25 protein-coding genes are annotated in these 23,910 nt (G+C 67.1%); 14 read left to right on the top strand and 11 right to left on the bottom strand.

Annotation, left to right across the window (positions count from 1 at the left end):
• Nucleotides 1-5 precede the first annotated feature (5 nt).
• Together AC1VNX_RS27135 and AC1VNX_RS27130 are read right to left on the bottom strand one after the other, a co-directional pair.
• Nucleotides 6-1,163 (bottom strand): alpha-hydroxy acid oxidase, encoded by a 1,158-nt coding sequence (locus tag AC1VNX_RS27135; RefSeq protein WP_483160676.1) that lies wholly within the window; start codon nt 1,161-1,163, stop codon nt 6-8.
• A 137-nt stretch (nt 1,164-1,300) separates the two neighbouring features.
• On the bottom strand, nt 1,301-2,194 hold the full coding sequence (locus AC1VNX_RS27130) for a LysR substrate-binding domain-containing protein (RefSeq protein WP_483160675.1): 894 nt from the start codon (nt 2,192-2,194) through the stop codon (nt 1,301-1,303).
• A 108-nt stretch (nt 2,195-2,302) separates the two neighbouring features.
• On the opposite strand from AC1VNX_RS27130, the gene AC1VNX_RS27125 reads away from it, so the two are divergent.
• On the top strand, nt 2,303-3,964 hold the full coding sequence (locus AC1VNX_RS27125) for an L-lactate permease (RefSeq protein ID WP_483160674.1): 1,662 nt from the start codon (nt 2,303-2,305) through the stop codon (nt 3,962-3,964).
• On the opposite strand, the gene AC1VNX_RS27120 is transcribed toward AC1VNX_RS27125, so the two are convergent.
• The gene (locus AC1VNX_RS27120; RefSeq protein ID WP_483160673.1) at nt 3,942-4,577 is read right to left on the bottom strand and encodes a TetR/AcrR family transcriptional regulator; all 636 of its coding nucleotides are present in this window, start codon (nt 4,575-4,577) and stop codon (nt 3,942-3,944) included. The genes AC1VNX_RS27125 and AC1VNX_RS27120 overlap by 23 nt on opposite strands.
• Before the next feature lie 86 nt (nt 4,578-4,663).
• Between AC1VNX_RS27120 and AC1VNX_RS27115 the strand changes: the two genes are divergently transcribed.
• From AC1VNX_RS27115 to cynS, 7 genes are all read left to right on the top strand, one after another.
• Nucleotides 4,664-5,089, top strand: coding sequence for a nuclear transport factor 2 family protein (locus tag AC1VNX_RS27115; protein WP_301510274.1), 426 nt, complete (start codon nt 4,664-4,666; stop codon nt 5,087-5,089).
• A 51-nt stretch (nt 5,090-5,140) separates the two neighbouring features.
• Complete coding sequence (locus AC1VNX_RS27110; RefSeq protein ID WP_483160672.1) at nt 5,141-6,319, top strand: sensor histidine kinase; 1,179 nt, start codon at nt 5,141-5,143, stop codon at nt 6,317-6,319.
• 309 nt (nt 6,320-6,628) lie between these two features.
• A complete protein-coding gene (locus AC1VNX_RS27105; protein ID WP_483160671.1) occupies nt 6,629-7,297 on the top strand; it encodes a response regulator transcription factor in 669 nt (222 codons plus the stop codon).
• 168 nt (nt 7,298-7,465) lie between these two features.
• Nucleotides 7,466-8,818: a CmpA/NrtA family ABC transporter substrate-binding protein gene (locus tag AC1VNX_RS27100; RefSeq protein ID WP_483160670.1), complete on the top strand. Its 1,353-nt coding sequence runs from the start codon at nt 7,466-7,468 to the stop codon at nt 8,816-8,818.
• Between the two features lie 3 nt (nt 8,819-8,821).
• Nucleotides 8,822-9,691, top strand: a complete 870-nt coding sequence (ntrB, locus tag AC1VNX_RS27095) for a nitrate ABC transporter permease (RefSeq protein WP_483160669.1) — start codon at nt 8,822-8,824, stop codon at nt 9,689-9,691.
• 31 nt (nt 9,692-9,722) lie between these two features.
• Entirely contained in the window at nt 9,723-10,565 is an 843-nt protein-coding gene (locus AC1VNX_RS27090; protein WP_483160668.1) for an ABC transporter ATP-binding protein, read from the top strand.
• Nucleotides 10,566-10,613: 48 nt separating this feature from the next.
• Nucleotides 10,614-11,057, top strand: a complete 444-nt coding sequence (gene cynS, locus AC1VNX_RS27085) for a cyanase (protein WP_483160667.1) — start codon at nt 10,614-10,616, stop codon at nt 11,055-11,057.
• Here cynS and AC1VNX_RS27080 read toward each other — a convergent pair.
• Together AC1VNX_RS27080 and AC1VNX_RS27075 are read right to left on the bottom strand one after the other, a co-directional pair.
• Complete coding sequence (locus AC1VNX_RS27080; protein WP_483160666.1) at nt 11,051-11,821, bottom strand: SDR family oxidoreductase; 771 nt, start codon at nt 11,819-11,821, stop codon at nt 11,051-11,053. The genes cynS and AC1VNX_RS27080 overlap by 7 nt on opposite strands.
• Nucleotides 11,822-11,984: 163 nt before the next feature.
• Nucleotides 11,985-12,338: an Atu4866 domain-containing protein gene (locus AC1VNX_RS27075; protein WP_483160665.1), complete on the bottom strand. Its 354-nt coding sequence runs from the start codon at nt 12,336-12,338 to the stop codon at nt 11,985-11,987.
• 178 nt (nt 12,339-12,516) lie between these two features.
• On the opposite strand from AC1VNX_RS27075, the gene AC1VNX_RS27070 reads away from it, so the two are divergent.
• The 3 genes from AC1VNX_RS27070 to AC1VNX_RS27060 all read left to right on the top strand — a co-directional run bounded on the left by AC1VNX_RS27070 (nt 12,517) and on the right by AC1VNX_RS27060 (nt 14,361).
• The gene (locus tag AC1VNX_RS27070; protein ID WP_483162023.1) at nt 12,517-13,053 is read left to right on the top strand and encodes a nucleoside 2-deoxyribosyltransferase; all 537 of its coding nucleotides are present in this window, start codon (nt 12,517-12,519) and stop codon (nt 13,051-13,053) included.
• 33 nt (nt 13,054-13,086) lie between these two features.
• Nucleotides 13,087-13,323, top strand: a complete 237-nt coding sequence (locus AC1VNX_RS27065) for a hypothetical protein (protein ID WP_483160664.1) — start codon at nt 13,087-13,089, stop codon at nt 13,321-13,323.
• Nucleotides 13,324-13,476: 153 nt separating this feature from the next.
• Entirely contained in the window at nt 13,477-14,361 is an 885-nt protein-coding gene (locus AC1VNX_RS27060) for an alpha/beta fold hydrolase (RefSeq protein ID WP_483160663.1), read from the top strand.
• 64 nt (nt 14,362-14,425) lie between these two features.
• Here the strand turns inward: AC1VNX_RS27060 and AC1VNX_RS27055 are convergent, their stop codons facing one another.
• The 3 genes from AC1VNX_RS27055 to AC1VNX_RS27045 form a co-directional block, all read right to left on the bottom strand.
• On the bottom strand, nt 14,426-14,800 hold the full coding sequence (locus tag AC1VNX_RS27055; protein WP_483160662.1) for a DUF1161 domain-containing protein: 375 nt from the start codon (nt 14,798-14,800) through the stop codon (nt 14,426-14,428).
• Between the two features lie 32 nt (nt 14,801-14,832).
• Nucleotides 14,833-17,064, bottom strand: a complete 2,232-nt coding sequence (locus AC1VNX_RS27050) for an NADP-dependent isocitrate dehydrogenase (protein ID WP_483160661.1) — start codon at nt 17,062-17,064, stop codon at nt 14,833-14,835.
• A 149-nt stretch (nt 17,065-17,213) separates the two neighbouring features.
• Nucleotides 17,214-18,143 carry a LysR family transcriptional regulator gene (locus tag AC1VNX_RS27045; protein ID WP_483160660.1) on the bottom strand — a complete coding sequence of 310 codons (930 nt, stop codon included), beginning with the start codon at nt 18,141-18,143 and terminating at the stop codon, nt 17,214-17,216.
• A gap of 117 nt (nt 18,144-18,260) precedes the next feature.
• On the opposite strand from AC1VNX_RS27045, the gene AC1VNX_RS27040 reads away from it, so the two are divergent.
• Complete coding sequence (locus tag AC1VNX_RS27040) at nt 18,261-19,139, top strand: oxidoreductase (RefSeq protein ID WP_483160659.1); 879 nt, start codon at nt 18,261-18,263, stop codon at nt 19,137-19,139.
• Nucleotides 19,140-19,152: 13 nt separating this feature from the next.
• Here AC1VNX_RS27040 and AC1VNX_RS27035 read toward each other — a convergent pair whose 3' ends face one another.
• Nucleotides 19,153-19,791 (bottom strand): ABC transporter ATP-binding protein, encoded by a 639-nt coding sequence (locus AC1VNX_RS27035; protein ID WP_483160658.1) that lies wholly within the window; start codon nt 19,789-19,791, stop codon nt 19,153-19,155.
• A gap of 55 nt (nt 19,792-19,846) precedes the next feature.
• Here AC1VNX_RS27035 and AC1VNX_RS27030 point away from each other — a divergent pair, with 55 nt between their 5' ends.
• Nucleotides 19,847-20,638, top strand: coding sequence for a hypothetical protein (locus tag AC1VNX_RS27030; RefSeq protein ID WP_483160657.1), 792 nt, complete (start codon nt 19,847-19,849; stop codon nt 20,636-20,638).
• A gap of 16 nt (nt 20,639-20,654) precedes the next feature.
• Here the strand turns inward: AC1VNX_RS27030 and AC1VNX_RS27025 are convergent, their stop codons facing one another.
• Nucleotides 20,655-21,995 carry a CynX/NimT family MFS transporter gene (locus AC1VNX_RS27025; protein ID WP_483160656.1) on the bottom strand — a complete coding sequence of 447 codons (1,341 nt, stop codon included), beginning with the start codon at nt 21,993-21,995 and terminating at the stop codon, nt 20,655-20,657.
• Nucleotides 21,995-22,672, bottom strand: coding sequence for a FadR/GntR family transcriptional regulator (locus tag AC1VNX_RS27020; protein ID WP_483160655.1), 678 nt, complete (start codon nt 22,670-22,672; stop codon nt 21,995-21,997). The genes AC1VNX_RS27025 and AC1VNX_RS27020 overlap by 1 nt, the downstream gene beginning before the upstream one ends.
• A gap of 344 nt (nt 22,673-23,016) precedes the next feature.
• Between AC1VNX_RS27020 and AC1VNX_RS27015 the strand changes: the two genes are divergently transcribed.
• The gene (locus AC1VNX_RS27015) at nt 23,017-23,910 is read left to right on the top strand and encodes a LysR family transcriptional regulator (RefSeq protein WP_483160654.1); all 894 of its coding nucleotides are present in this window, start codon (nt 23,017-23,019) and stop codon (nt 23,908-23,910) included.

Below are 23,910 nucleotides of genomic sequence, written 5' to 3'. Positions count from 1 at the left end.
GAAGCTCAGAAGGTGCCCGGCAGCAGGATGCTCGAATCGACCTCGTCGATGTTCGTGCGGCCGCAGAAGGCCATCGTGATGTCGAGTTCCTTCTGGATGATCTGCAGCGCGCGCGTCACGCCCTCTTGCCCGAAGGCGCCCAGGCCGTAGAGGAAGCTGCGGCCGATCATGGTGCCGCGCGCGCCGAGCGCGCGGGCCTTGAGCACGTCCTGCCCGCTGCGGATGCCGCCGTCCATCCACACCTCGATCTCGTTGCCCACGGCGTCGACGATGGCGGGCAGCGCCGCGATTGAAGAGGGCGCGCCGTCGAGCTGGCGCCCGCCGTGGTTCGACACGATGAGCGCGTCGGCGCCGCTGGAGGCCGCCAGGCGCGCGTCCTCCACGTCCATGATGCCCTTGAGGATGAGCTTGCCGCCCCAGAGCTTCTTGATCCACTCCACGTCGGCCCAGCTCAGCGCGGGGTCGAATTGCTCAGCGGTCCACGACGACAGCGAAGACAGGTCCTTCACGCCCTTGGCATGGCCTGCGATGTTGCCGAAGGTGCGGCGCCTGGTGCCCAGCATGCCCATGCACCAGCGCGGCTTGGTGGCCAGGTTGATCAGGTTCTTGATGGTGGGCTTGGGCGGGGCGGTGAGGCCGTTCTTGATGTCCTTGTGGCGCTGGCCGAGGATCTGCAGGTCGAGCGTGAGCTGCAGCGCGGTCACGTTGGCGGCCTTGGCGCGCTCGATCAGGCGCTCGATGAAGTCGCGGTCCTTCATCACGTAGAGCTGGAACCAGAAGGGATGGCGGCCGGTGTTCTCGGCGATGTCCTCCAGCGAGCAGATGCTCATGGTCGACAGCGTGAACGGAATGCCGAAGGCCTTGGCCGCGCGCGCGCCGAGGATCTCGCCGTCGGCGTGCTGCATGCCGGTGAGGCCGGTGGGCGCGATGGCCACGGGCATCGCGGTTTCCTGGCCGACCATGGTGGTGCGCAGCGACCGGCCTTCCATGTTCACGGCCACGCGCTGGCGCAGCTTGATCTTCTGGAAGTCGCTTTCGTTGGCGCGGTAGGTGCCTTCGGTCCACGCGCCGGAGTCGGCGTAGTCGTAGAACATCTTCGGCACGCGCCGCTTGGCGATCACCCGCAGGTCTTCGATGTTGGTGATCTTGGAAAGGTCGGACACGGGCGGTCTCCTGGCAGGTTCTTGTGGTGGATCGGCGAAAGCTAACCAGCCATTATCTGCAGGCGCCCAGGGGCGTCATCTGAAAAAAGCCGGGGCCGCTGCTGAAAAGAATTCAGCCGGCAGACCGGCCGACCGGCTCAGGCCGCCCGTTCGCGCAGCGCCTCGCGCAGCCACTCGACGAAGGTCGCGCATTCCCAGCGCTCCATCGCGCCCGGCTTCCAGCACAGGAAGTAGGCGTTGGGCGAGGGCACGCTGCGCTGCGACAGCCGCACCAGCCGGCCGGCGTCCAGCCAGGCGCTGCCCAGCCGCAGGTGCATCAGCACCACGCCGAAGTCTTCGGCGGCCGCGTCGAGCGCCAGCCCGAGGTCGTTGAACTGGTGGCCCGTGGCGGGCTCCGGCAGGCCCACGCCGCAGGCCTTGAACCAGGTGCGCCACGATTCCAGCGGCGTGCGCAGCAGCTGCGCGCGCGACACCTCCGCATCGGTGGCGAAACCGTCGAAGGGGCCGTGGCGTTCGAGGTAGGCGGGGCTGCACACCGGCGACACGTCGTCGGCCAGCAGCTGGACGAACTCGCGATCGTGAAAGGGCCCAGTGCCGAAGCGCAGCTCGATGTCGGCTTCTTCCGCCGTGGTGTTGCGCACCGGCATGGTCACCTGCAGCATCAGCTCGATGTTCGGGTACGCATCGCGAAAGCGCGCCAGCCTGGGTAGCAGCATCTGGCGCGAGAAGGTCGGCGTGACCGCCACCCGCAGCCGCCGCACCTGCGACTCGGGCTCGCGCCCCGGCACCTGCCGCAGTGCCGCGATGGCCTCGCGCACGCGCGCCAGGTAGGCCATGCCGTCGGTGGTGAGGCTGAAATCGCTGCCCGTGAAGAACTTGAGCCCCAGCAGCAGCTCGAGCTGGCGGATGCGGTGGCTCACCGCGCTGGGTGTCACGGCGAGCTCCTCGGCCGCGAGGTTCACGCTGCGCAGCCGCGCGACGGCTTCGAAGGCCTGCAGGCCCTGTGTCGAGGGAAGACGCGGAGAAACCATCTTTTGTCAGAGGGGGTAGCGGGGTAGGATGGTATCGAACGCTTCCGGTCCTGCCCCCGGCCGAAGCACCGGCTCAGAAGAATTCCCAAAACAACAGGAGACGAGCACATGGTCTGGCAACAGGTTTACAACCCCTTCGGCAACATGATCGTATCGACGGCGCTGGCCGCGATACCGGTGGTGGTGATGCTGGTGTGCCTGGGGTTGCTTCACGTCAAGGCGCACTACGCGGCGGGGCTTGGCCTGCTGAGCGCGGTGCTCATCGCGGTGTTCGCCTTCGGCATGCCGGCCGAGATGGCCGGCAAGGCCGCCTTTCTCGGCGGCATCTCGGGGCTGCTGCCCATCGGCTGGATCGTGCTGAACATCATCTTCCTGCAGCAGCTCACGCAGCAGAACGGCAGCTTCCAGATCCTGCAGGATTCCATCGCCGGCATCACCGAGGACAGGCGCCTGCAGCTGCTGCTCATCGCCTTCGCCTTCGGCGCCTTCTTCGAGGGCGCGGCGGGCTTCGGCACGCCGGTGGCCGTCACCGCGGCCATCCTCATCGGGCTGGGCTTCTCGCCGCTGGCGGCATCGGGGCTCTCGCTCATCGCCAACACCGCGCCGGTGGCCTTCGGCGCATTGGGCACGCCGGTCATCACGCTGGCCAAGGTGCATGGCTACGACCTGATGGCGGTCACTGCGATGATCGGACGGCAGCTGCCGTTCTTCTCGCTGCTGGTGCCGTTCTGGCTCATCTGGGCCTTCGCGGGGCGCAAGGGAATGATGGAAGTGTGGCCGGCGATCCTGGTGACGGGCGTGTCCTTCGCCATTCCGCAGTTCCTGGTGTCGAACTACATCGGGCCCGAGCTGGTGGACATCATCGCGGCCATCGTTTCGATGGTGTGCCTGGTGCTCTTCCTGCGCGTGTGGAAGCCGAAGAAGGTGTGGACTTCGGTGTCGCTCAAGGGGCACGAGGCCGATGGCGGCGAGGCCTCGATGCCCGTCGCGCCCACGAAGCATTCGAACGCCGCCGTGATCCGCGCCTGGACGCCGTGGCTCATCCTCACCGTGTTCGTGTTCATCTGGGGCCTGCCCTCGGTGAAGACCTGGCTCAACGGCATCTTCGCGCCGAGCTTTCCCATCGACGGGCTGCACAACATGGTCGAGAAGGTGGCGCCCGTGGTGCCCAAGCCGACGAAGGAGGGCGCCGTGTACCAGCTGCTGCTGCTCTCGGCCACGGGCACCGGCATCCTGGTGTCGGCCATCGTGGGCGGGCTGGTGATGAAGTACAACCCGATCCAGCTCGTGGCCGCCTACGGCCGCACGCTGTGGCTGGTGAAGTTCTCGCTGCTCACCATCGTGCTGATGCTCGCGCTGGGCACGCTCACGCGCTACTCGGGGCTGGACACCACGCTGGGCCTGGCCTTTGCCAACACCGGCGTGTTCTATCCCTTCTTCGGCACGCTGATGGGCTGGCTGGGCGTGGCGCTCACCGGCTCCGACACCGCATCGAACGTGCTCTTCGGCGGCATGCAGAAGGTGGCGGCCGATCAGCTCGGCCTGAGCCCGAACCTCATGGGCGCGGCCAACAGCTCGGGCGGCGTGATGGGCAAGATGATCGATGCGCAGTCGATCGTGGTGGCTTCCACCGCCACGCGCTGGTTCAACCATGAGGGCGAGATCCTGCGCTACGTGTTCTTCCACTCCATCGCGCTGGCCTGTCTCGTGGGCTTCTACGTGACCTTGCAGGCCTATGTGTGGCCGTTCACGCTGATGGTCGTGAAGTAGCGGCTGCAGAGGCGGGCAGCGTGGCCGTCAGCGCCCGAAGCAGTCGGCGCAGGTCGTCGACCGCTTCACGCGCCGACGCGGCGCCCCCCATCTGCGCCTTGACGATGGCGCCGTCGATGCCCAGCGCGGCCGCCTGCGCGAGGGCCGTGCGCTGAGGCGCTTCCAGCGTTTCCGGCAGCAGGCCGGCGATCACTTCGACCATCTCGCGCTTGTGCTCGCGCGAGATGTCGCTCGCGCCGCTCACGCTGCCGCCGACCTCGACCACCGAGTTGATGAAGGCGCAGCCTCGGAAGGCCGGGTCGGCGAACCACTCGGCCATCGCGTCGGCCAGCACTTCGAGCGCATGGCCGCCGCCGATGCGCTGCTGCGCGCCGAGCCGGCCCAGCGCATCGACGAACCAGGCCATCCACAGGCCGTGCCGATGGTCGAGAAAGGCGCGCACCAGGTCGTCCTTCGACGGGAAGTGCCGGTAGAACGTGACCTTGGTGACGCCCGATGCGGCGATGACGCGGTCGATGCCGGTGGCGCGGATGCCGTCGGCGTAGAAGAGGTCGTGGGCGGTGAGCAGGATGCGCTCGCGCGCGGGCTTGTCGGAGATGGAAGGGATGTCCATGGTGCGATTGTAGGCATGTAGACAGGTCTGTCTACATGTGGCACATTGCGGCGCATTCCCCTTCAACGTCAATCGAAAGAACCGCCATGGAATCACGCCCGCCGCTGCCGCCCTTCACCCTCGAATCCGCCACGCAGAAAGTGCAGGCCGCCGAAGACGCCTGGAACTCGCGCGACCCCGTCCGCGTGAGCCTGGCCTACACGCCCGACACCGAATGGCGCAACCGCGCCGATTTCGTCAACGGCCGCGAGCAGGTGGTCGAGTTCCTGTCGCGCAAGTGGACGCGCGAACTCGACTACCGCCTCAAGAAGCAGCTCTGGGCCTTCATGGGCAACCGCATCGCGGTGCGCTTCGAGTACGAATGGCACGACGACTCGGGCCAGTGGTATCGCAGCCATGGCAACGAGAACTGGGAGTTCGCGGAGAACGGCCTCATGCAGAGGCGCTATGCGAGCATCAACGACCAGCCCATCAAGGAATCGGACCGCAAGTTCCACTGGGCGCGTACCTGAGTCTCGGCGGGGCGGGCGGCTCCGGGCACGGCTGTTGCTTGCTTTTGGTGCATGGAGACGCCCTTGCTGAACCCTGCCGCCAGCCACCCGCTGTGGCAGCACCAGCTCGGCCTGCTGCTGGAGTCGACGGGGGAGGGCATCTTCGGCATCGACCTCGACGGCCACTGCATGTTCATCAACCGGGCCGGCGCGCAGATGCTCGGCCATGAGGTGGGCGACGTGCTCGGCTCCAACATGCACGAGCTCACGCACCATTCGCACCCCGACGGCTCGCATTACGCCGACACCGACTGCCCCATCTTCAACGCCTTCCGGCGCGGCCTGCCTTGCCGCATCGACACCGAGGTGTTCTGGCGCCGCGACGGCAGCGCCTTCGCGGTCGAGTATTCGAGCCACCCGATCATGGACGGCGCGCAGGTGCGTGGTGCCGTCATCACCTTCGTCGACATCACCGAGCGCCGCCGCCAGGCCGAGGCACTCCAGCAGGCCAAGGACGAGCTCGGCCTGCGCGTGCAGGAGCGAACCCGCGAGCTCAGCGACGCGCTGGCACAGCTGCGCGAGCTTTCCGCGTGGCTCGACAAGGTGCGCGAGGAGGAGCGAACCCGCATCGCACGGGAGGTGCACGACGAACTCGGCAGCCTGCTGGTGGCGCTGAAGATGGACGTCAACTGGATCGGCAAGCGCCTGGGCGAACAGCAGGAGCGCACGCCCGACGCGGCGCAGGCCATGCGCGAGCAGATGCGCTGCAAGTGCACGAACATGAGCCAGCTCATCGAGCGCGCGGTCGACAACGTGGGGCGCATCATCACCGACCTGCGCCCCAGCATCCTCGACCACCAGGGCCTGTGGGCCGCGCTCGAATGGCAGGCGCACGAGTTCGTGCAGGCGGCCGAGCTCGAGCTTGACTGGCGCTTCGACGTGCCGCCCGGCGTGGAGCTGCCCGAGCCCGCGGCTATTGCAGTGTTCCGTATCTTCCAGGAGATGCTGAGCAACGTCGGCCGGCATGCGCGGGCGCACAGCCTTGACATTCGCATCGGTGTCGAACAAGAGCAACTGAGCATCAGCGTGCGCGACGACGGTGTCGGTGCACCGGCGCAGGCTTTTGAGGCCACGACTTCCTATGGCGTGCTCGGCATGCGAGAGCGTGCGCGCCACTTCGGCGGGCGCATAGATATCGAAAGCCACGTGGGGGAGGGAAGCACCTTCTGTTTGCACCTGCCGCTGCCATGAAGCCCTGTCTTTCGATTTGCTGCGTCGGTTTGGGGCGCGATCACGCCGACGGGGTACCTTGCTCCGCGAATGTCCCCCGGCCTGCGGCCTCCTCCTTTATTTCGCTGCGCAAGGCACCCCATCGACGTGATCGTTCAGCGCAACGGTTGATCGGCCGGCACTACAGCCGCGTCCATGTGCGAATGGCATCGGGTGCTCCCCGCAGCGAAATAAAGGAGGAGGCCGCAGGCCGGGGGACATTCGCGGAGGGGAGTACCCGGTGTCATTCGCACGCACCCCGAACAAGAAGAACAAGCACGGACCAATGAGATGACCGACATCCGCGTACTGATAGCCGACGACCACCGCATCGTGCGAGAGGGCCTCAAGCAGATGCTCGGCGACCTCTCCAACGGCCTGCCCGCAATGACCGTCCGTGCCGAGGCGCAAACAGGCCCCGAAGTGCTGGAAACGGTACAGGCGCTCGGAGGCCAGGAAGGACTCGACGTGGTCCTGCTCGACATCGCGCTCCCGGGCCGCGACGGCCTCGACGTGCTGCAGGCCCTGCGCAAGCAGTGGCCCACGCTCCCGGTGCTGATGCTCAGCACCTACCCCGAGAAGCAGTACGCCGTACGCTGCATCAAGCTGGGCGCATCGGGCTATCTCAACAAGAGCGCCGACGCCGACGACATGGTCGGCGCGGTGCGCAAGGTGGCGGCCGGCGGGCTCTATGTGTCGGCGGCCACGGCCGAGGCATTGGCCACGGCCGTGGGGCGAGGCGCCGGGCAGGGCGCCGAGATGCTCTCGCACCGCGAGCACCAGGTGTACCGGCTGCTCAGCGCGGGGCACAGCGTGAGCGAAATCGGTGCGCAGCTGGGCCTGGCGCCCAATACCGTGAGCACGTATCGCGCACGCATCCTCGAGAAGACCGGCACCAAGAACGACGTGGAGCTGGCCCTGTATGCCGAACGCCACGGCAAGCAGGGCTCTCCCGGCTGAAAAAGCCCGAACACGCCACTGGTGTGTACCGGCTTGTAGTGCCAGCCCTACAAAGCCTCGACATCGGCGGCACGATCTGATGCCGGAGGCTGCGCAACGGCTCCCGCAAGGCCTTTCCGGCCCGGCGCTTGCAACGGCGGCTGCATCTTTCCAACGAGGTGCACCACCATGTCCAGCCCGCACGAACCGACCGCCTGCGATCCCTACGATGCCGACCGGCCACTGAACATGCGCTGCGCCTGCGGGCGCGTGCATGGCGCAGACCGGGCAGGCGTGCTGCCGGAGGACAAGCTCGAGGCCAGCCTCATGAAGGCGCTGTTCCCCGTCGACAGCGTGCGGCGCGGCTTCCTGCGCGCAGTGGGCGCGGGCACCGCGCGCGCCGCCATCGCCTCGGTGTTTCCGCTCGGCGCGCTGCAGGCCATGGCGCAGGAGAAGGCGCCGCTGGAGAAGACGAAGCTCAAGATCGGCTTCATTCCCATCACCTGCGCCACCCCGCTCATCATGGCGCACCCGCTGGGCTTCTATCAGAAGCAGGGCCTCGACGTGGAGGTGGTGAAGACGGCGGGCTGGGCGCTCATCCGCGACAAGATGCTCAACAAGGAGTACGACGCCACGCACTTCCTTTCGCCGATGCCGCTGGCCATCTCGATGGGCGCGGGCTCCAACGCGGTGCCCATGAACGTCGCGACCATCCAGAACACCAACGGCCAGGCCATCACGCTGGCCAACAAGCACAAGGACAGGCGCGACCCCAAGACCTGGAAGGGCCTCAAGTTCGCCGTGCCCTTCGAGTACAGCATGCACAACTTCCTGCTGCGCTACTACGTTGCGGAAGCGGGCCTGAACCCCGACACCGACATCCAGATCCGCGTGGTGCCGCCGCCCGAGATGGTGGCCAATCTGCGCGCCGGCAATATCGACGGCTACCTCGGCCCCGATCCGTTCAACCAGCGCGCGGTGTTCGAGGAGATCGGCTTCATCCACCTGCTCACCAAGGACCTGTGGAACGGCCACCCCTGCTGCGCCTTCGGCACGTCGACCGAGTTCATCGAGAAGAACCCCAACACCTTCGCCGCGCTGGTGCGCTCGGTGCTCACCGCCTCGGCCATGGCGCGCGATCCGAAGAACCGCGAGCTCATCGCCAAGGTGATCGCGCCCGCGCAGTACCTGAACCAGCCCGAGACCGTGCTCATGCAGGTGCTCACCGGCAAGTTCGCCGACGGGCTGGGCAGCATCCGCACCGTGCCCGACCGCGCCGACTTCGACCCGATCCCCTGGCAGTCGATGGCCGTGTGGATGCTCACGCAGATGAAGCGCTGGGGCTACGTGAAGGGCGACATCAACTACAAGCAGATCGCCGAAAAAGTCTTCCTGCTCACCGACGCGAAGAAGCGCATGAAGGACCTGGGCCAGGCCGCGCCCGATGGCGCCTACCCCAAGTTCACCGTCATGGGCAAGGTGTTCGACCCCGCGAAGCCCGACGACTACGTCAAGAGCTTCGCCATTGCGAAGATGGCCTGAGCCATGCCGAAGAAGGCTCTCTCGTTCAAGGCGCCGCTGGTGTCGCTGCTGATGTTCCTGCTGCTCGTCGGCGTGTGGCAGCTGGCGACCGCACCGACCACCGGTGCCTCCGCCGCGACTGGCATGACGGCCGAGCAGATCGAATACCAGAAGATGCTCGGCAAGGACCCGACGCAGGGCCAGGTGAAGAGCTCGGGCTTTCCCACGCCCGCCGAGATGGCCGCCACCGCGTGGAAGCACCTGTCGAATCCGTTCTACGACAACGGACCCAACGACAAGGGCATTGCCATCCAGCTGGCCTGGTCGCTGGCGCGCGTGGGCCTGGGCTTTGCGCTGGCGTGCGCGGTGGCGGTGCCGCTGGGCTTCGTTATCGGCATGTCGCCGTTGCTGCACAAGGCATTCGATCCGTTCATACAGGTGCTCAAGCCGATCTCACCGCTGGCGTGGATGCCGCTGGCGCTCTACACCATCAAGGACTCGTCGGTCAGTGGCATCTTCGTGATCTTCATCTGCTCGGTGTGGCCGATGCTGCTGAACACGGCCTTCGGCGTGGCCTCGGTCAAGCGCGAGTGGCTCAACGTGGCCAGCACGCTCGAGGTGAAGCCGCTGCGCCGCGCGTTCCGCGTCATCCTGCCGGCGGCGGCGCCCACCATCCTCACCGGCATGCGCATCAGCATGAGCATCGCGTGGCTGGTCATCGTGGCGGCCGAGATGCTGGTGGGTGGCACGGGCATCGGCTACTTCGTGTGGAACGAGTGGAACAACCTGTCGCTCACCAACGTGATCTTCGCGATCCTGCTGATCGGTGTGGTGGGCATGCTGCTCGACCAGGTCTTCGCGGGCCTGCAGCGGAAGGTGACGTATGTGGAGTGAGCGCACCGATCTTGCGACCCAAGGCGAAGTCATGACTCAACCCGTTGCACCCACTGCCGCCGTGGAGGCGCCAGGCGCCCGCGGCTTCCTGCGCATCGAAGGGCTCGCCAAGGCCTTTGTGCCAACACGGCCAGTGTTCGCGGACGTGTCGTTCACGCTCGAGCGCGGCGAGTTCGTCTGCATCATCGGCCACTCGGGCTGCGGCAAGACCACCATCCTCAACGTGCTGGCGGGCCTCGACCAGGCCAGCGCGGGCCATGTCTTCATGGACGGGCGCGAGGTGGCCGGCCCCAGCCTGGAGCGTGGCGTGGTGTTCCAGAGCCACGCGCTCATGCCGTGGCTCACCGTGCGCAGGAACATTGCCTTCGCCGTGGTCTCGCGCTGGCCCGGGTGGTCGGCGGCGCAGGTCGATGCGCAGGTGGAGCGCTTCGTCGCCATGGTCGGCCTGCAGGCGGCCATCGACAAGAAGCCCTCGCAGCTCTCGGGCGGCATGAAGCAGCGCGTGGGCATCGCGCGCGCCTTCGCCATCAGTCCCAAGATGCTGCTGCTCGACGAGCCCTTCGGCGCGCTCGATGCGCTCACGCGCGGCACCATCCAGGACGAGCTGATGGCCATCGTGCGCCAGACGCAGCAGACCGTCTTCATGATCACGCACGACGTGGACGAGGCCATCCTGCTGGCCGACCGCATCCTGCTCATGAGCAACGGCGCCGACCTGCCGCAGGGCGGCTGGCGCGCGGGGAACATCGTCGAGACGGTGGTCAACCCGCTGCCGCGCGAGCGCACGCGCGCGTCGCTGCATCACCTCGACGGCTACTACGCGCTGCGCAACCACATCGTCGATTTCCTCGTCACGCGCGCGAAGGCTGCGTGACCTCGTCTTTACCCCTCATCACGTTCATTTCAATCAGGAGCAAACCCCATGAACCGCAACGACGTCACCGAGAAGATCATCGCCACCAAGGTCAGCAAGGGCATCCAATGGGCCGACGTGGCCACGAAGGTCGGCCTCTCGAAAGAGTGGACCACCGCCGCCTGCCTTGGCCAGATGACGCTCGACGACAGGCAGGCGAAGATCATCGGCAAGATCTTCGGCCTCACCGCCGAGGAGCAGAAGTGGCTGAAGGTCGTGCCCTACAAGGGCTCGTTGCCCACGCCGGTTCCCACCGATCCGCTCATCTACCGCTGGTACGAAGTGGTGAGCGTGTACGGCACCACCATCAAGGAACTGATCCATGAAGAATTCGGCGACGGCATCATGAGCGCCATCGACTTCAGCATGGACATCCAGCGCGAGGCCGACCCGAAGGGCGACCGCGTCAACGTGGTGCTGTCGGGCAAGTTCCTGCCCTACAAGACCTACTGAGCGTATTCGGCCGGGCGCGGCCTCTGCTGCTGATGCTGCCTGGCGGGCGGGCGCATCGCACCGGCCGTGATGCCGTAGCCCTCGATGGCCCCCGCGATGGAGCGTGCCACCGCATCCACCGGCACCGCGATGCGCCGGTTGGTGCGCAAGCGCTCGCGCGCGTAGCTGGCCGCGATGCGCTCCGCCAGCGGATCGATGGGGCCGTGTACGTCGGGGCTCACCACCGTCACGTGCAGCCGGCCGGCATGCTCCTGCCGCAGGCCTTCGGAGATCGCGTTCACCGCGTACTGCGTGCCGTGGTACACCGCCGAGCCCGGCGACAGCCCGTGCATCGCCACCGGCGCCACGTTCACGATGTGGCCCCAGCCCTGCTCCTGCATCGTCGGCAGCACCGCCGCGATGCCCAGCAGCACGCCGCGCAGGTTCACGTCGATCATGAGCTCCCACTCCTCGATCTTGCGGTTCCACAGCGGCGACATCGGCATCACGCCCGCGGCGTTGACGAGCACGTCGATCTGCTCGTGCGTCTCAAGCGCAAATTCGGCGAAGGCTTCCATATCGGGCCGGTGCGTCACGTCGAGCTTGCAGAAGCTCGCGCTGCCGCCCGTGGCCACGATCTCGGCTGCGAGCGCCTCCAGCCTGTCGGTGCGGCGCGCACCGAGCACCACCTTGGCGCCGCGCCGCGCAAGCAGCCTGGCGGTCGCTTCGCCGATGCCGCTGCTCGCGCCGGTGATGAGTACGACTTTTTCCTGGATTGCGGTCATGGTGAACTCCTCTTGCTGATCTGGCTGCCGTGGGGCGCACACTGGAATGAGGGTGTGCCGGGCATGCAGAGAAGTGTGCGTTTTCGCAACCCGGAAGCGGTAGACGAATCGAACGCGGTTTTTGCCTGATCCTGCAAAACGCGAGACTGGCCGCGTTTCGCGATCAGCGCCGCGTAGTGCTTTCGCGGTAGAACACCATGCCTCCGTGATACAGCACGCCATCGCGGAATTCGCCATCGGCCGTGAAGCCGGTGTCGTCGATGTAGTCGATGTGATTGCCCTTCAGCCTGTAGTTGCCCCGGTAGGCGCTGCGGCGCGTGCCGCGAGCTTCGTCGTAGCGGCCGTTAGGGAGCAGTTCGTGGCGGATGTGACCATCTTGTGTCACCCACATGCCCACAAAGCGATCCGGGTCTTCGAACAATCGCGGCTGTCGGGATTGAGCCTGCGTTGATCCCGAAGCCATGAAAAGGGAGAGCGAGAGCGCGGTAAGTGCGCTGTTGCGACGTGCGGTGTTCATGGTGCGCCTTGTTGGTGAATGGAGCGTCCATTCTTGAAAAGGCGGCGACCAAGGCGTTAGTCGCTTCGTGCGAGTTTTCTGCCTGATTCCCCGAAGCGCGATGGCTGCCGAACATGCGCCATCGGTGTTCCCGGCGCATGCACTGGCGCCCGCCGCCAAAAAGGGAGATGCTGCGTCGATGGACAACCCCGATGGCTTCAACCGCCCGCGGATCTACTTGGCAGGGCCCGACGTCTTTCGTCCCGACGCGAGAGAGCACTTCGTCCGGCTCAAGGTCGCCTGCGAAGCCGAGGGCCTCGCTGCCCTGTTGCCCGCGGACGGCAACGAAGACCAGACCACGGAAGCGCCGGAGAAGCAGATCTACGAAGCCAACATGCAGCGCCTTCGCAGCGCCGACGGCGTGGTCGCCAATCTCGCCAGCTTCAGGGGAATGGAGCCCGATTCGGGCACGGTGTTCGAGGTCGGCGCGGCAGTCGCGCTGGGGATTCCGGTGGTGGCCTATGGCGTGCCCGAAGGCAGCTACGCCGGGCGCGTACGTGCGGCGCTGCCGTGCGAAGTGGATGCGGACGGCGTTCTGCGCGAGCGTGGCACCGGCATTGCTGTCGAAGATTTTGGGCAGCAGTTGAACCTGATGCTGGCCTGCTCGATACACATCGAGCCGACGCCGGAGGCGGCGTTGCAAAGAATGGCTGCTCTGCTTGCTGCCGCTGGTTGACGTCAGCAAGCAATGCTGTGAACGGAGCAGAAAATGTCCACTGCCGAGCAACAACATCAAGCCAATACCGATGTTCTCGTGGCATGTGAGGAGTTGCTGAAGTCTGCGATCATGCTTCGAGAGATGGCGATGAAAGAGCGCGACAAGCACCGGAAAGCATCGGCAGAATGGGATCGCCAGAACGATCTCGTGACAAATGCCAACAGCCAAGTTCTCCGCGCGCAGGTATCTCTAGCCGAAGCGCAAGCCCGGATCGCCGCAGAACATTGAAAGACGGTCAAGGTTCTGGGGTTTTGCTCATGCGCGTTTGGCGCGATCCCCATGCGCTTCGCACTGCGGTCATGATCTCGGGAACTCGTTGAAACCTCATCAGCGTGAGCAACGCTCTGCCTTCCAGTGTCGAAAAAAATGAATGGAGCCCGCATGCCGACTACCGAGACCCACTTCGAACTGATCGCCAACGACGGCGTCACGGTGGAGGCTCATCGATGGATGAGCAGCGCTGAGGCGATGACGCCACGCGCCATCGTCCAGCTCGCGCACGGCATGGGCGAGCATTCGCTGCGCTACCGGCACCTGGCTGAATCACTGGTGCGCGCCGGGTACGTGGTCTATGCGAACGAACATCGCGGCCATGGCAAGGGTGCGCAGGCGCGCGGCGAGCTGGGCGAGTTCGGGCCGCGTGCGTTCGCCGGGCTGGTGGACGACATGGCGCTGCTGAGCCGCCATGTGCGCGGTGTGCACCCCGGGCTGCCGCTGATCCTGCTGGGCCACAGCATGGGTTCGTTCGCGCTGCAGTACTACCTCGTCGAGCACGGCTCGCTGCTCGCGGGCGCGGCGCTGTCGGGCACCTCGGCGCTTGACCTGCTGGGAACCGCGCTGCAGTCGGGCTTCAAGCTGGAAGACATGAACGCCGCGCTGCCCGACGTGCGCACGCCCTTCGACTGGCTCAGCCGCGATCCGGCACAGGTCGATGCGTACATCGCCGATCCGCTGTGCGGCTTCACGGTGTCGTCCGAAGGGCTGGGTTCGATGTTCGCGAAACTGGACGCCCTGACGCCCGAGGCGATGCGCAAGACCATCCGCCCCGAGCTGCCCCTGTACCTGTTCATCGGCGGCGAAGACCCTGTGAGCAACAAGGCCCAATGGTTCTATCCGCTGGTGGAGCGCTACCGTGAGGCGGGGCTGCGCGACGTGTCTTGCCATGTGTTCGGCGGCGCGCGCCACGAGGCGCTGAACGAGATCAACCGCGACGAGGTCGAGGCGATGCTGCTCGCGTGGATCGCGCGGGTGGTGGCGAAGGGCTGAAGAGCCGGAGAATCCGGCCGCAAGAATGGGGCAGGGCCGGGCGGCAGGTGCCGCCGGGTTGCTGCTACTGCTTTCTGCAGTCGCCCATGGTCACGGTGCCGTCCTTGCACTCGGTGAGCATGGGTTCGCCCGTGCCCTGCGCCGGGGCCGGCTTCGGGGCAGATGCAGGGATAGATGCGGGAGCAGGAGCCGGTGCAGCCCCCGCGTCCTTCAGATAGACGACTTTCTTCGTGCCGAGCTCGCAGCTGCCCACCACCTGCCCGTCGGCCGACGCGTTGGCATCGACGACGGTGACGGTGAAGCGCGCCACGCCGCTCGCGGCGATCTTCTGTTCGATGCGGGTGCGCAGTGCCTCGCAGTCCTCGGCCGCGTATGCGCTGCCCGCCACGCCGGCCAGGGCCAGCACGGCAGGAAGCATCGCGAGCCTGAAGGGCTTCATGGCTGCCGCCCGCACGATGTCGATCGGCCTTCTTACGCCGAAGCCAGCGCCGCGTTCAGCGTGGCGCTCGGACGCATGATGGCTTCGAACTTGGCGGGGTCGGCCAGGTAGTAGCCGCCGATGTCCACCGGCTTGCCCTGCACGGCCGCGAGTTCGTCGACGATCTTCTTCTCGTTGGCGGTGAGGGTCTCGGCCAGCTTCACGAAGGCTGCCTGCAGTTCCTTGTCCTCGGTCTGCGCGGCCAGTTCCTGGGCCCAGTACATCGCCAGGTAGAACTGGCTGCCGCGGTTGTCGAGCTGGCCGGTCTTGGGCGAGGGGTTCTTGTTGTTGTCGAGCAGCTTGCCGGTGGCGGTGTCCAGCGTCTTGGCCAGGATGGCGGCCTTCTTGTTGTTCGTCTTCAGGCCCAGGTCTTCCAGGCTCACGGCCAGCGCGAGGAATTCACCCAGCGAGTCCCAGCGCAGGTGGTTCTCTTCCACCAGCTGCTGCACGTGCTTGGGAGCCGAGCCGCCCGCGCCGGTCTCGTACATGCCGCCGCCGGCCATCAGCGGAACGATGGACAGCATCTTGGCCGAGGTGCCCAGTTCCATGATGGGGAACAGGTCGGTCAGGTAGTCGCGCAGGATGTTGCCGGTGGCGCTGATGGTGTCCAGGCCGCGGACCACGCGCTCCAGCGTGTAGCGCATGGCGCGCACCTGGCTCATGATCTGGATGTCCAGGCCCGTGGTGTTGTGCTCGTGCAGGTACATCTTGACCTTGGTGATCAGCTGCGCCTCGTGCGGACGGTAGGCGTCGAGCCAGAACACCACCGGCATGCCGGAGTTGCGCGCGCGGTTGACGGCCAGCTTGACCCAGTCGCGGATCGCGGCGTCCTTGACCTGGCACATGCGCCAGATGTCGCCTTGCTCCACGTCTTCGCTCATCAGCACTTCGCCGGTGTCCAGGTCGGTGATGTTGGCGACGCCGTCTTCGGGGATCTCGAAGGTCTTGTCGTGCGAGCCGTATTCCTCGGCCTTCTGCGCCATCAGGCCCACGTTGGGCACGGTGCCCATGGTCTTGGGGTCGAAGGCGCCGTGCCACTTGCAGAAGTTGATGATCTCCTGGTAGATGCGGGCGAAGGTCGACTCGGGCATCACGGCCTTCACGTCCTTCAGGCGGCCGTCGGCGCCCCACATCTTGCCGCCGTTGCGGATCATGGCGGGCATCGAGGCGTCCACGATCACGTCGTTGGGCGAGTGGAAGTTGGTGATGCCCTTGGCCGAGTCGACCATCGCCAGCTCGGGGCGGTTCTCGTGGCAGGCGTGCAGGTCGCGCTTGATCTCGTCCTGCGTGCTCTGCGGCAGCGTGGCGATCTTGTTGTAGAGGTCGACCATGCCGTTGTTGACGTTGATGCCCAGCTCGTCGAACAGCTTGCCGTGTTTCTCGAAGGCTTCCTTGTAGAAGATCTTCACGCAGTGGCCGAACACAATGGGGTGCGAGACCTTCATCATGGTCGCCTTGACGTGCAGCGAGAACATCACGCCGGTCTTGCGCGCGTCTTCGATTTCCTTTTCATAGAAGGCCAGCAGCGCCTTCTTGCTCATGAACATGGAGTCGATGACCTCGCGGTCGAGCAGCGCGACCTTGGGCTTGAGCACGATGGTCTTGCCGCTCTTGGTCAGCAGTTCCATCTTGACGTTGCGGGCGCGGTCCAGGGTCATGGACTTTTCGCCGTGATAGAAGTCGCCGCCGTGCATGTGCGAGACGTGCGAGCGCGAGGCCTGGCTCCACTCGGCCATGCTGTGCGGGTTCTTGCGCGCGTATTCCTTCACGGCCTTGGGCGCGCGGCGGTCGGAGTTGCCTTCGCGCAGCACGGGGTTCACGGCGCTGCCGGTGCACTTGTTGTAGCGCGCGCGAATGTCCTTGTCCTCGTCCGTGGTCGGGTTCTCGGGGTAGTCGGGGATCTTGTAGCCCTTGCCCTGCAGTTCCTTGATGGCGGCCTTGAGCTGGGCCACAGAGGCGCTGATGTTGGGCAGCTTGATGATGTTGGCCTCGGGCTTGAGCGTGAGCTTGCCCAGCTCGGCGAGGTTGTCGGGCACCTTCTGCTCGTCGCTCAGGTAGTCGGGGAATTCGCCCAGGATGCGGGCTGCCACGGAGATGTCGCTGGTCTCGACGTTGATCCCGGCCGGATTCGTGAAGGCGCGAATGATGGGCAGAAACGCGTAGGTCGCCAGCAGGGGCGCCTCGTCGGTGAGGGTGTAGACGATGGTGGGTTGCTTCGAGCTCATGCGCTTGCTTCCGTAGATCCTGGTTGTCGGGTTGGCTGGAACTTCCGGCTGTCCGGGGGGTAGCCCGTTTTTTGCCGGAGCCCCCGATTGTCGCCCGCCGGGAGCGGGTTTCGCCATGCGGGTTACCAAGCCCCGGCCGGAAGCGAGTCTTAAAGGGCTCCCGGCTGGCCGGAAACAGTCTTTTCGAGCATTTCCCGGGCCAGGTCGACGAAGGCGCGCAGCTTGGGCGCCTGCGCCGCGCGGCGGGGAAAGTACAGGAACAGGCCCGGCTCCCCGAAGGCCGAGCGCGGCAGCAGCTGGCGCAGCCGGCCGTCGCGCAGCTCGGCGCGCACCAGCGGCTCGAAGATGTAGGCGATGCCCACGTCGGCCAGCGCCAGGTCGCGGGCGTAGAGCGCGTCGGTGACCCGCACCGTGCCCGGCACCTCGACCGAAACGTGGGCGCCAGCTTTGTCGCGCAGATCCCAGGCGTACACGCCGCCCGAGGTCACGAAGCGGAAGCCGATGCAGTTGTGCTGCTGCAGCGCCTCGATGCTGCGGGGCTCGCCGGCCGTGGCCAGATAGCGCGGCGTGGCCACCATGATGGCCTCGAAGGGCGGGGTGAGCCGCACCGCCACCATGTCCTGCGCGACGGTGTGGCCCAGCCGCACGCCGGCGTCGTGGCCGCTGGCGACGATGTCGGCCAGGCCGTCGTCGCAGCTGATCTCGATCACCAGTTCCGGGTGGCGGCGCGACATTTCGGCCACCAGCGGCGTCATGACCAGCGGCAGTGCCACGTGGGGCGCGTTGATGCGCAGCACGCCGCTCACCCGCCCCAGCGACTCGCCGAAGCGGTCCACCGCGTCGGCGATCTCGCCCATGGCCGGGGCCAGCATGCCGATGAAGCTGGCGCCGGCCTCGGTCAGCCGCACGCTGCGGGTGGTGCGCGCGAAGATCGGCTGGCCCAGGTGGTCCTCGACCGCGCGCACCGCGTGGCTCACGGCCGAGGCGCTCATGCCCAGCTCGGCCGCCGCCGCGGCGAACCCGCCGCGCCGGTGCACCGCCAGCACGATGGCGAGATGTGGGAGCAGAGTGCGGTCCATTCATGCACTGTATCGCACAGTGCATTCGATTTGAACCGTCTAGTCGTTGAGTGTGTTTGCTGGAACAGTCACGCCATGCCTTCACGGCAACCCTCAACACCCCAAGGAGCCAACGTCATGTCCACCACCGCCAACATCTCCAGCAGCAGCGCCTCGCAGACCCGCCAGACCTGGTTCATCACTGGCGCCGCCTCCGGCTTCGGCCACGCCTTCGCCGAGCACGCGCTGGCCCTGGGCTACAACGTGGTCGCCACCGCCCGCGATGCCGGGCGCCTCGCCGACCTCGTGGCGCTGGCACCCGACCGCGTGCTGGCCACGCCGCTCGACGTGGACGCGGCCGGCGCCGCCGAAGCCGCCGTCGAGGCCGCGGTGGCGCGCTTCGGCCGCATCGACGTACTCGTGAACAACGCGGGCTACGGCGTGGTCGGCGCGCTGGAGGAAACCTCCGACGCCGATCTGCGTGCGCTGATGAACACCAACTTCTTCGGGGCCATGGCCGTCACCCGCGCCGCGCTGCCGGTGCTGCGCGCGCAGAAGTCGGGCGCCATCGTGAACATCTCCAGCCTCGGCGGGCAGCTGTCGTTCGCGGGCTTCAGCGCGTATTCGGCCTCCAAGTTCGCGCTGGAAGGCGCCTCGGAAGCGCTGGCGCAGGAGGTCGCACCCTTCGGCATCAAGGTGCTGATCGTCGAACCGGGCCAGTTTCGTACCCAGCTCGCAGGCAGCGGCATGCGCCACATGCCGGTGATCGAGGCCTATCAGCCGGTGGTAGGTGCCACGCGCGAGTTCGCGCACAGCATGCACAACACGCAGGCAGGCGATCCGCGCAAGGCGGCGGTGGCCATCGCGAAGGCGCTGGAAGCCGGGCACACGCCCCTGCGCCTGCAGCTGGGCGGCGACTCGGTCGACGCGGTGCGCGCCCATGCGCAGGCGCTGCTCAAGGATATGGAAGCCTGGGAAGCCCTGAGCCGCAGCACCGACTTCGACGCTGCGGCCTGAAGGCAGGCAGGCGTCAGGCCAGCGGCAGTTCGATGGTGGCCGCCAGCGGAACGGTGTCGATGCGCGCCGCGCTGGCCACGATCACCGCCTGCCTCGCCTGCGCCGCGAAGCCCGAGAGCGTGGCCCACAGGCAGCGCGTCGAGGGCATGTCCAGGCCGGCGGTCGGCTCGTCGAGCAGTATGAGCGGCCGGCCCGACGCGAGCCCGGCGGCCATCCACACCTTGCGCTTCGAGCCGGTCGAGAGCATGAACATCTTCTTGTCCAGGTGCGGCGCCAGCGAGAAGCCGTCGGCGATGGCTTGCCACTTCGCTTCGTCGAAGCCCGCGTCGCCCTCGACGAGCGAAGCCGTGCATTCGCGCGCGCTGAGCTGGTCGAAGCGATCGGTCACCGGGTCGACGAAGAACACCTGGCGGCGGTAGGCCTCGGGCGCGGCGTCGAGGCTCACGTCCGCCACGGTCAGCCGACCGGCGGAGGCAGGCAGCGCGCCGGCGATCACCTGCAGCAGGGCCGACTTGCCCGTGCCGGTATCGCCATAGAGCAGCGTGACACCCGGGCCGACGGATGCGTTCCAGCCGGACACCAGCGCGGGTTGGTCGGGGTAGGCGAAGCGCAGCGCGTCGATCTGGAGGAGGGCGGGAGAAGAAGGATTCATGGTCGCGTGCGACTTTATCAATCAGGCGCCCCGGCGGTGGCTACCATCCGGCTCCATGAGAAAACTGCCGCTCCTGCTCGCCCTGCTGCCGTTCGCCGCCCCGGTGCTTGCCGCTCCCGATCTTTCCGCGCCGTCGGCGCAGGTGTTCGATGCGGTGAAGAAGCCCGATTCGCTCGATGCGCAATGGCGCGCGCGCCTGTGCGCACTGCTGCCGCAGCCCTGCAACGCGCAGCAACTGGGCCTTTACCGTCCGCGCGGCGCCGCGCCCGGCGACTACGTGGTGCTCTCCGCCGAACCGCTGGCCATGGCGCGTGTCAGGCGGGACGCCGGCGACGCGAAGGGCTGGCAGCTCACTCGCCTCCACGATTTCTCCGACTACGCGCAGGCCCTGAAGAAAGACAGCGACGCCAGCCGGTCCGAGGCGCGTCTCTCGCTCGCGCCGGCGCTCTATCCGGTGGCCGAGGGCAAGTGGGCAGCGGCGGTGCTGCAGACGGTGTCGGAAGGGTATTCGGGCGGCGGCGCCTCGTTCGACACCGCCGACTTCGTGCCGCTCGAAGGTGGCAAGGCGGTGCAGGAGGGCATTCCGTTCTCGTGCTCCAAGATGATCCGCGCCTGCTTCAGCGAGAAGGAATACAAGACCTCGAAGCACTGCCACGACGAGAGCTTCGGCAGCCTGCGCATCGCCTATGGCGAGACTTTCAAACCCGGCGCCCCGTACGACTGGCAATACACCTGGGTTCAGACCGAGTGGCCGCAGAACGAGCCGCGCAGCGCGGCGACCACCACGCGCGTGCTCTTCACCGCGAAGACCACCGAGCGCGCGGGCTTCTGCGGCGGGCCGCAGTAGGCAGCAGACCCGCGCCTCAGTGGCGCGGCACGGTCGTCGTGCCCACGTGCATCGTGCGTCCGGCCCCCAGGCCTGCGATCACGAGCGCGATGCCCAGCCCGATGAAGAGCCACGACGAGGCGCGGAAGCTGCCCGTCCAGCCGTGCAGCAGCCCGGCTACCAGCGGCCCGAAGGCCGCCACCATGTAGCCCACGCCCTGCGCCATGCCAGAGAGATGCGCGGCCACGTGCGAGTCGGGCGAGCGCAGCACGATCATCGTGAGCGCCAGCGCGAAGGTGCCGCCCTGCGCAATGCCCAGCAGCACGGCCCAGGCCCACACGCCGAACACGCCGCCCAGCGGTGCGAACAGCATCGCCAGCATCGCGCCCACCGTGAGCAGCGCCAGCGCGACCGCCAGGCCGCGCTGGTTGCGCAGCCGCACCGCCAGCGCCGGCACCACGAGGCAGGTCACCACCTGCGTCATGACCGACAGCGACACCACGTAGCCGGCCGTTTCGCTGCCCAGCCCGCGCTCGCGCAGGATCGGGGCGAGCCAGCCCATCACGATGTAGGCGAGGGCGGACTGCAGGCCCATGAAGAACGTGACCTGCCAGGCCAGCCTGTCGCTCCAGAGGCCGCGCACGGTGAAGCCCGATTCGCTCGCCACCGGCTTCACCGGCAGCGCCTGCGGCGCCCAGATCAGCGTGACCAGCGCGGCCGGCAGCGCCCACATCGCCAGCGCCATGGTCCAGCCGCCGCCCAGCGCGTGCTCGATGGGCACCGTGAGGCCGGCCGCGCTGGCCGCGCCGCCGCACACGGCCATGGTGTAGAGGCCCATCATCAGCGCCGCCTGCGAGGCGAAGTCGCGCTTCACCAGGCCCGACAGCAGCACGTTCGATACCGCAATGCCGCTGCCCGCGATGGCCGAGGCCAGGAACAGCAGCGGGATGTTGCCGGTGCCGCGCAGCACCGTGCCGACCAGGATGAGCACCATGCAGCCGAGCAGCGTGCGCTCGGTGCCGAAGCGCCGGCCCAGGCCCGGCGCGAGCGGCGCGAACACGCCGAGGCAGACGATCGGCAGCGTGGTCAGCAGGCTCGCGGCGGTGGCCGAGAGGCCGGTGGCCTTGATGATTTCCGGCAGCACCACCGAGAGGCTGGCGAACACCGGGCGCAGGTTGAAGGCGATCAGCACCACGCTGGCGCCGAGCAGGATGCGGCGCGCGAGAGTAGGAGCGGGCGTGGGGCGCGGCGCGGGCAGGCTGTCGGCCTCGGCGTCGATCAGCAGTTCGTCGCCGGCGCGGTGGGCGGAAGCGGAAGCGGAAGCGGAATAAGAGGAGGAGGAGGCGGCATTGCCGCGTGCGAGGGTGGCCGAGTTCATCACGAACCCAGCGCCAGCGCGTTGATCATCGGCGCCATGAAGGCGCGCACCGCCGCGGCGGCCACGTCGGGGTCGCGGCTGGCAATGCCCTCGATGATGGCGCGGTGCGCGGCCTCGTCGGGCTCGGGCAGGGCGCTGCCCACCGAGCTCGCGATGGTTTCCTTGATGTAGCCCGTGACGAAGCGGCAGGTTTCGGCCAGCGCGAGGTTGCCCGACACGTCGACGATGGCGAGATGGAAGGCGAGGTCGCGCTCGATGAAGGCGGCGCCGTTGTCGGCCGGGTCGAAGCTGCCGCGCTTGTCGAGCAGCACGTGCAGGCGGCGCAGGTCGCGCGGCGTGTGGCGCACCGCCGCGAGCCGGGCGGCTTCCACTTCAAGCGCGCGGCGCACCTCGAACTGGTCGCGCAGGCTGGCGAGCCGCATCTTCTGCAGGCTGGACGACGGATCGAAGCCCGAGCGCACATAGGTGCCCGAGCCCTGGCGCACTTCGAGCAGGCCGCGCGACACCAGCGTCTTGACTGCCTCGCGCACCGTGCCCCGGCTCACGCCCAGCAGCTGCGCGAGCTGCGGCTCGATCGGGATGCGCGAACCGACAGCCCAGCGGCCGGCGGAAATCTCGGCGCGGATGCTGTCGGCTGCGGTGTCTGCAAGGGAAGTGCGGGGGGCTTGGGCAAGCATCGAGTGAGTCTGGTCGTTCAATGATCGGATGAATTCTGCCCCCAAACAGAAACCGGACTCTACACGCGGTGATTGATCCGGATAGCGCCTTTACAAAAACTGCAACCCTGTTCGAAAGTTGCGCAAGGCGATTTCGCGGATTTGTCCGCATTGAGTGAATTTTTCCCGGCCTTGGGCAGCTGTTGCCGAAAGTATTGTTCGTCCGGAGCGTCCTGTCAGAGAATGAAACCAAAGGTAGCTTGTGAATCCGCAAGTTGTCCTGCTCCGTGGTCCGGCTCTCCCTTCCCGACCGTCACGCGGAGCGTTCAGGGGAGCGCAGAAAAAACGGACCGCGTTGAAGCGATATGAAGGACTTTTCTTTGTCGGACGTGCGGCTGTTCACCAAGGCCGCGCAACTCGGGGGACTGACTCCCGCCGCCGAAGTGCTCAACGTGCCCAAGGCCTCCGCGTCGCGCCAGCTCCAGAGACTGGAAGCCACCGTCGGCCACCTGCTGCTGTATCGCGGCGCCACCCGCTTCGCGCTGACAGAGGAAGGCCGCGAGTTCCTCGCGGCGGCCCAGCATGCGCTGACGATCCTCGACGACGTCATGCTCAATCTCTCGTCCGACGGCGGCGCGGTCACCGGGCGGTTGCGCATCGCCGTGCCGCACTACTACGGCCGCGAACTGCTGATGAACCACCTGCCGGCTTTCATGACCGCCTACCCGCGGCTGGAGGTGACGGTCGAGACTGGAAAGGACCATGCCGACCTGCTGCGCGACGCGGCCGACGTGGCCATCCGTTGCGGGCGCGAGGGCAGCGACGAACTGGTGGTGCGCCACCTGAAGCAGGAGCCGCTGATGCTGTGCGCCGCGCCGGCTTACCTGGCGCGCCATCCTCCTGTGCTGGGCCTGTCCGACCTGTCCGCGCATCGCTTCCTGACCACCGACGCCGACCTGCGCAAACGCGAGATCAGCCTCGCGACCGCCGAGAAGACGCACCGCGTGCGCGTGGAAAGCGTGTTCCAGTCGGACGACCCCGAAATGGTTCTGCGCCTCGCGCTGTCGGCGCGCGGCATCGCACTCGTGCCGCAGTCTCTCGCGCGGCCGCAGATCGACGGCGAGACGCTGGTGCCGGTGCTGCCCTCGCTTGCGCTGAAGCCGCACGACATCCACCTGAGCTACCTGCCCGCACGCCGCAACACGCCGAAGATCCGGACCTTCGTCGACTACTTCCTCGACGTGTTCAGGGCGCCCTGA

This window comes from Variovorax sp. TLI9-5A (assembly GCF_056867935.1).
Note: the sequence above shows the minus strand (reverse complement) of the source record. Positions and strands in the feature narration are given on the sequence as shown.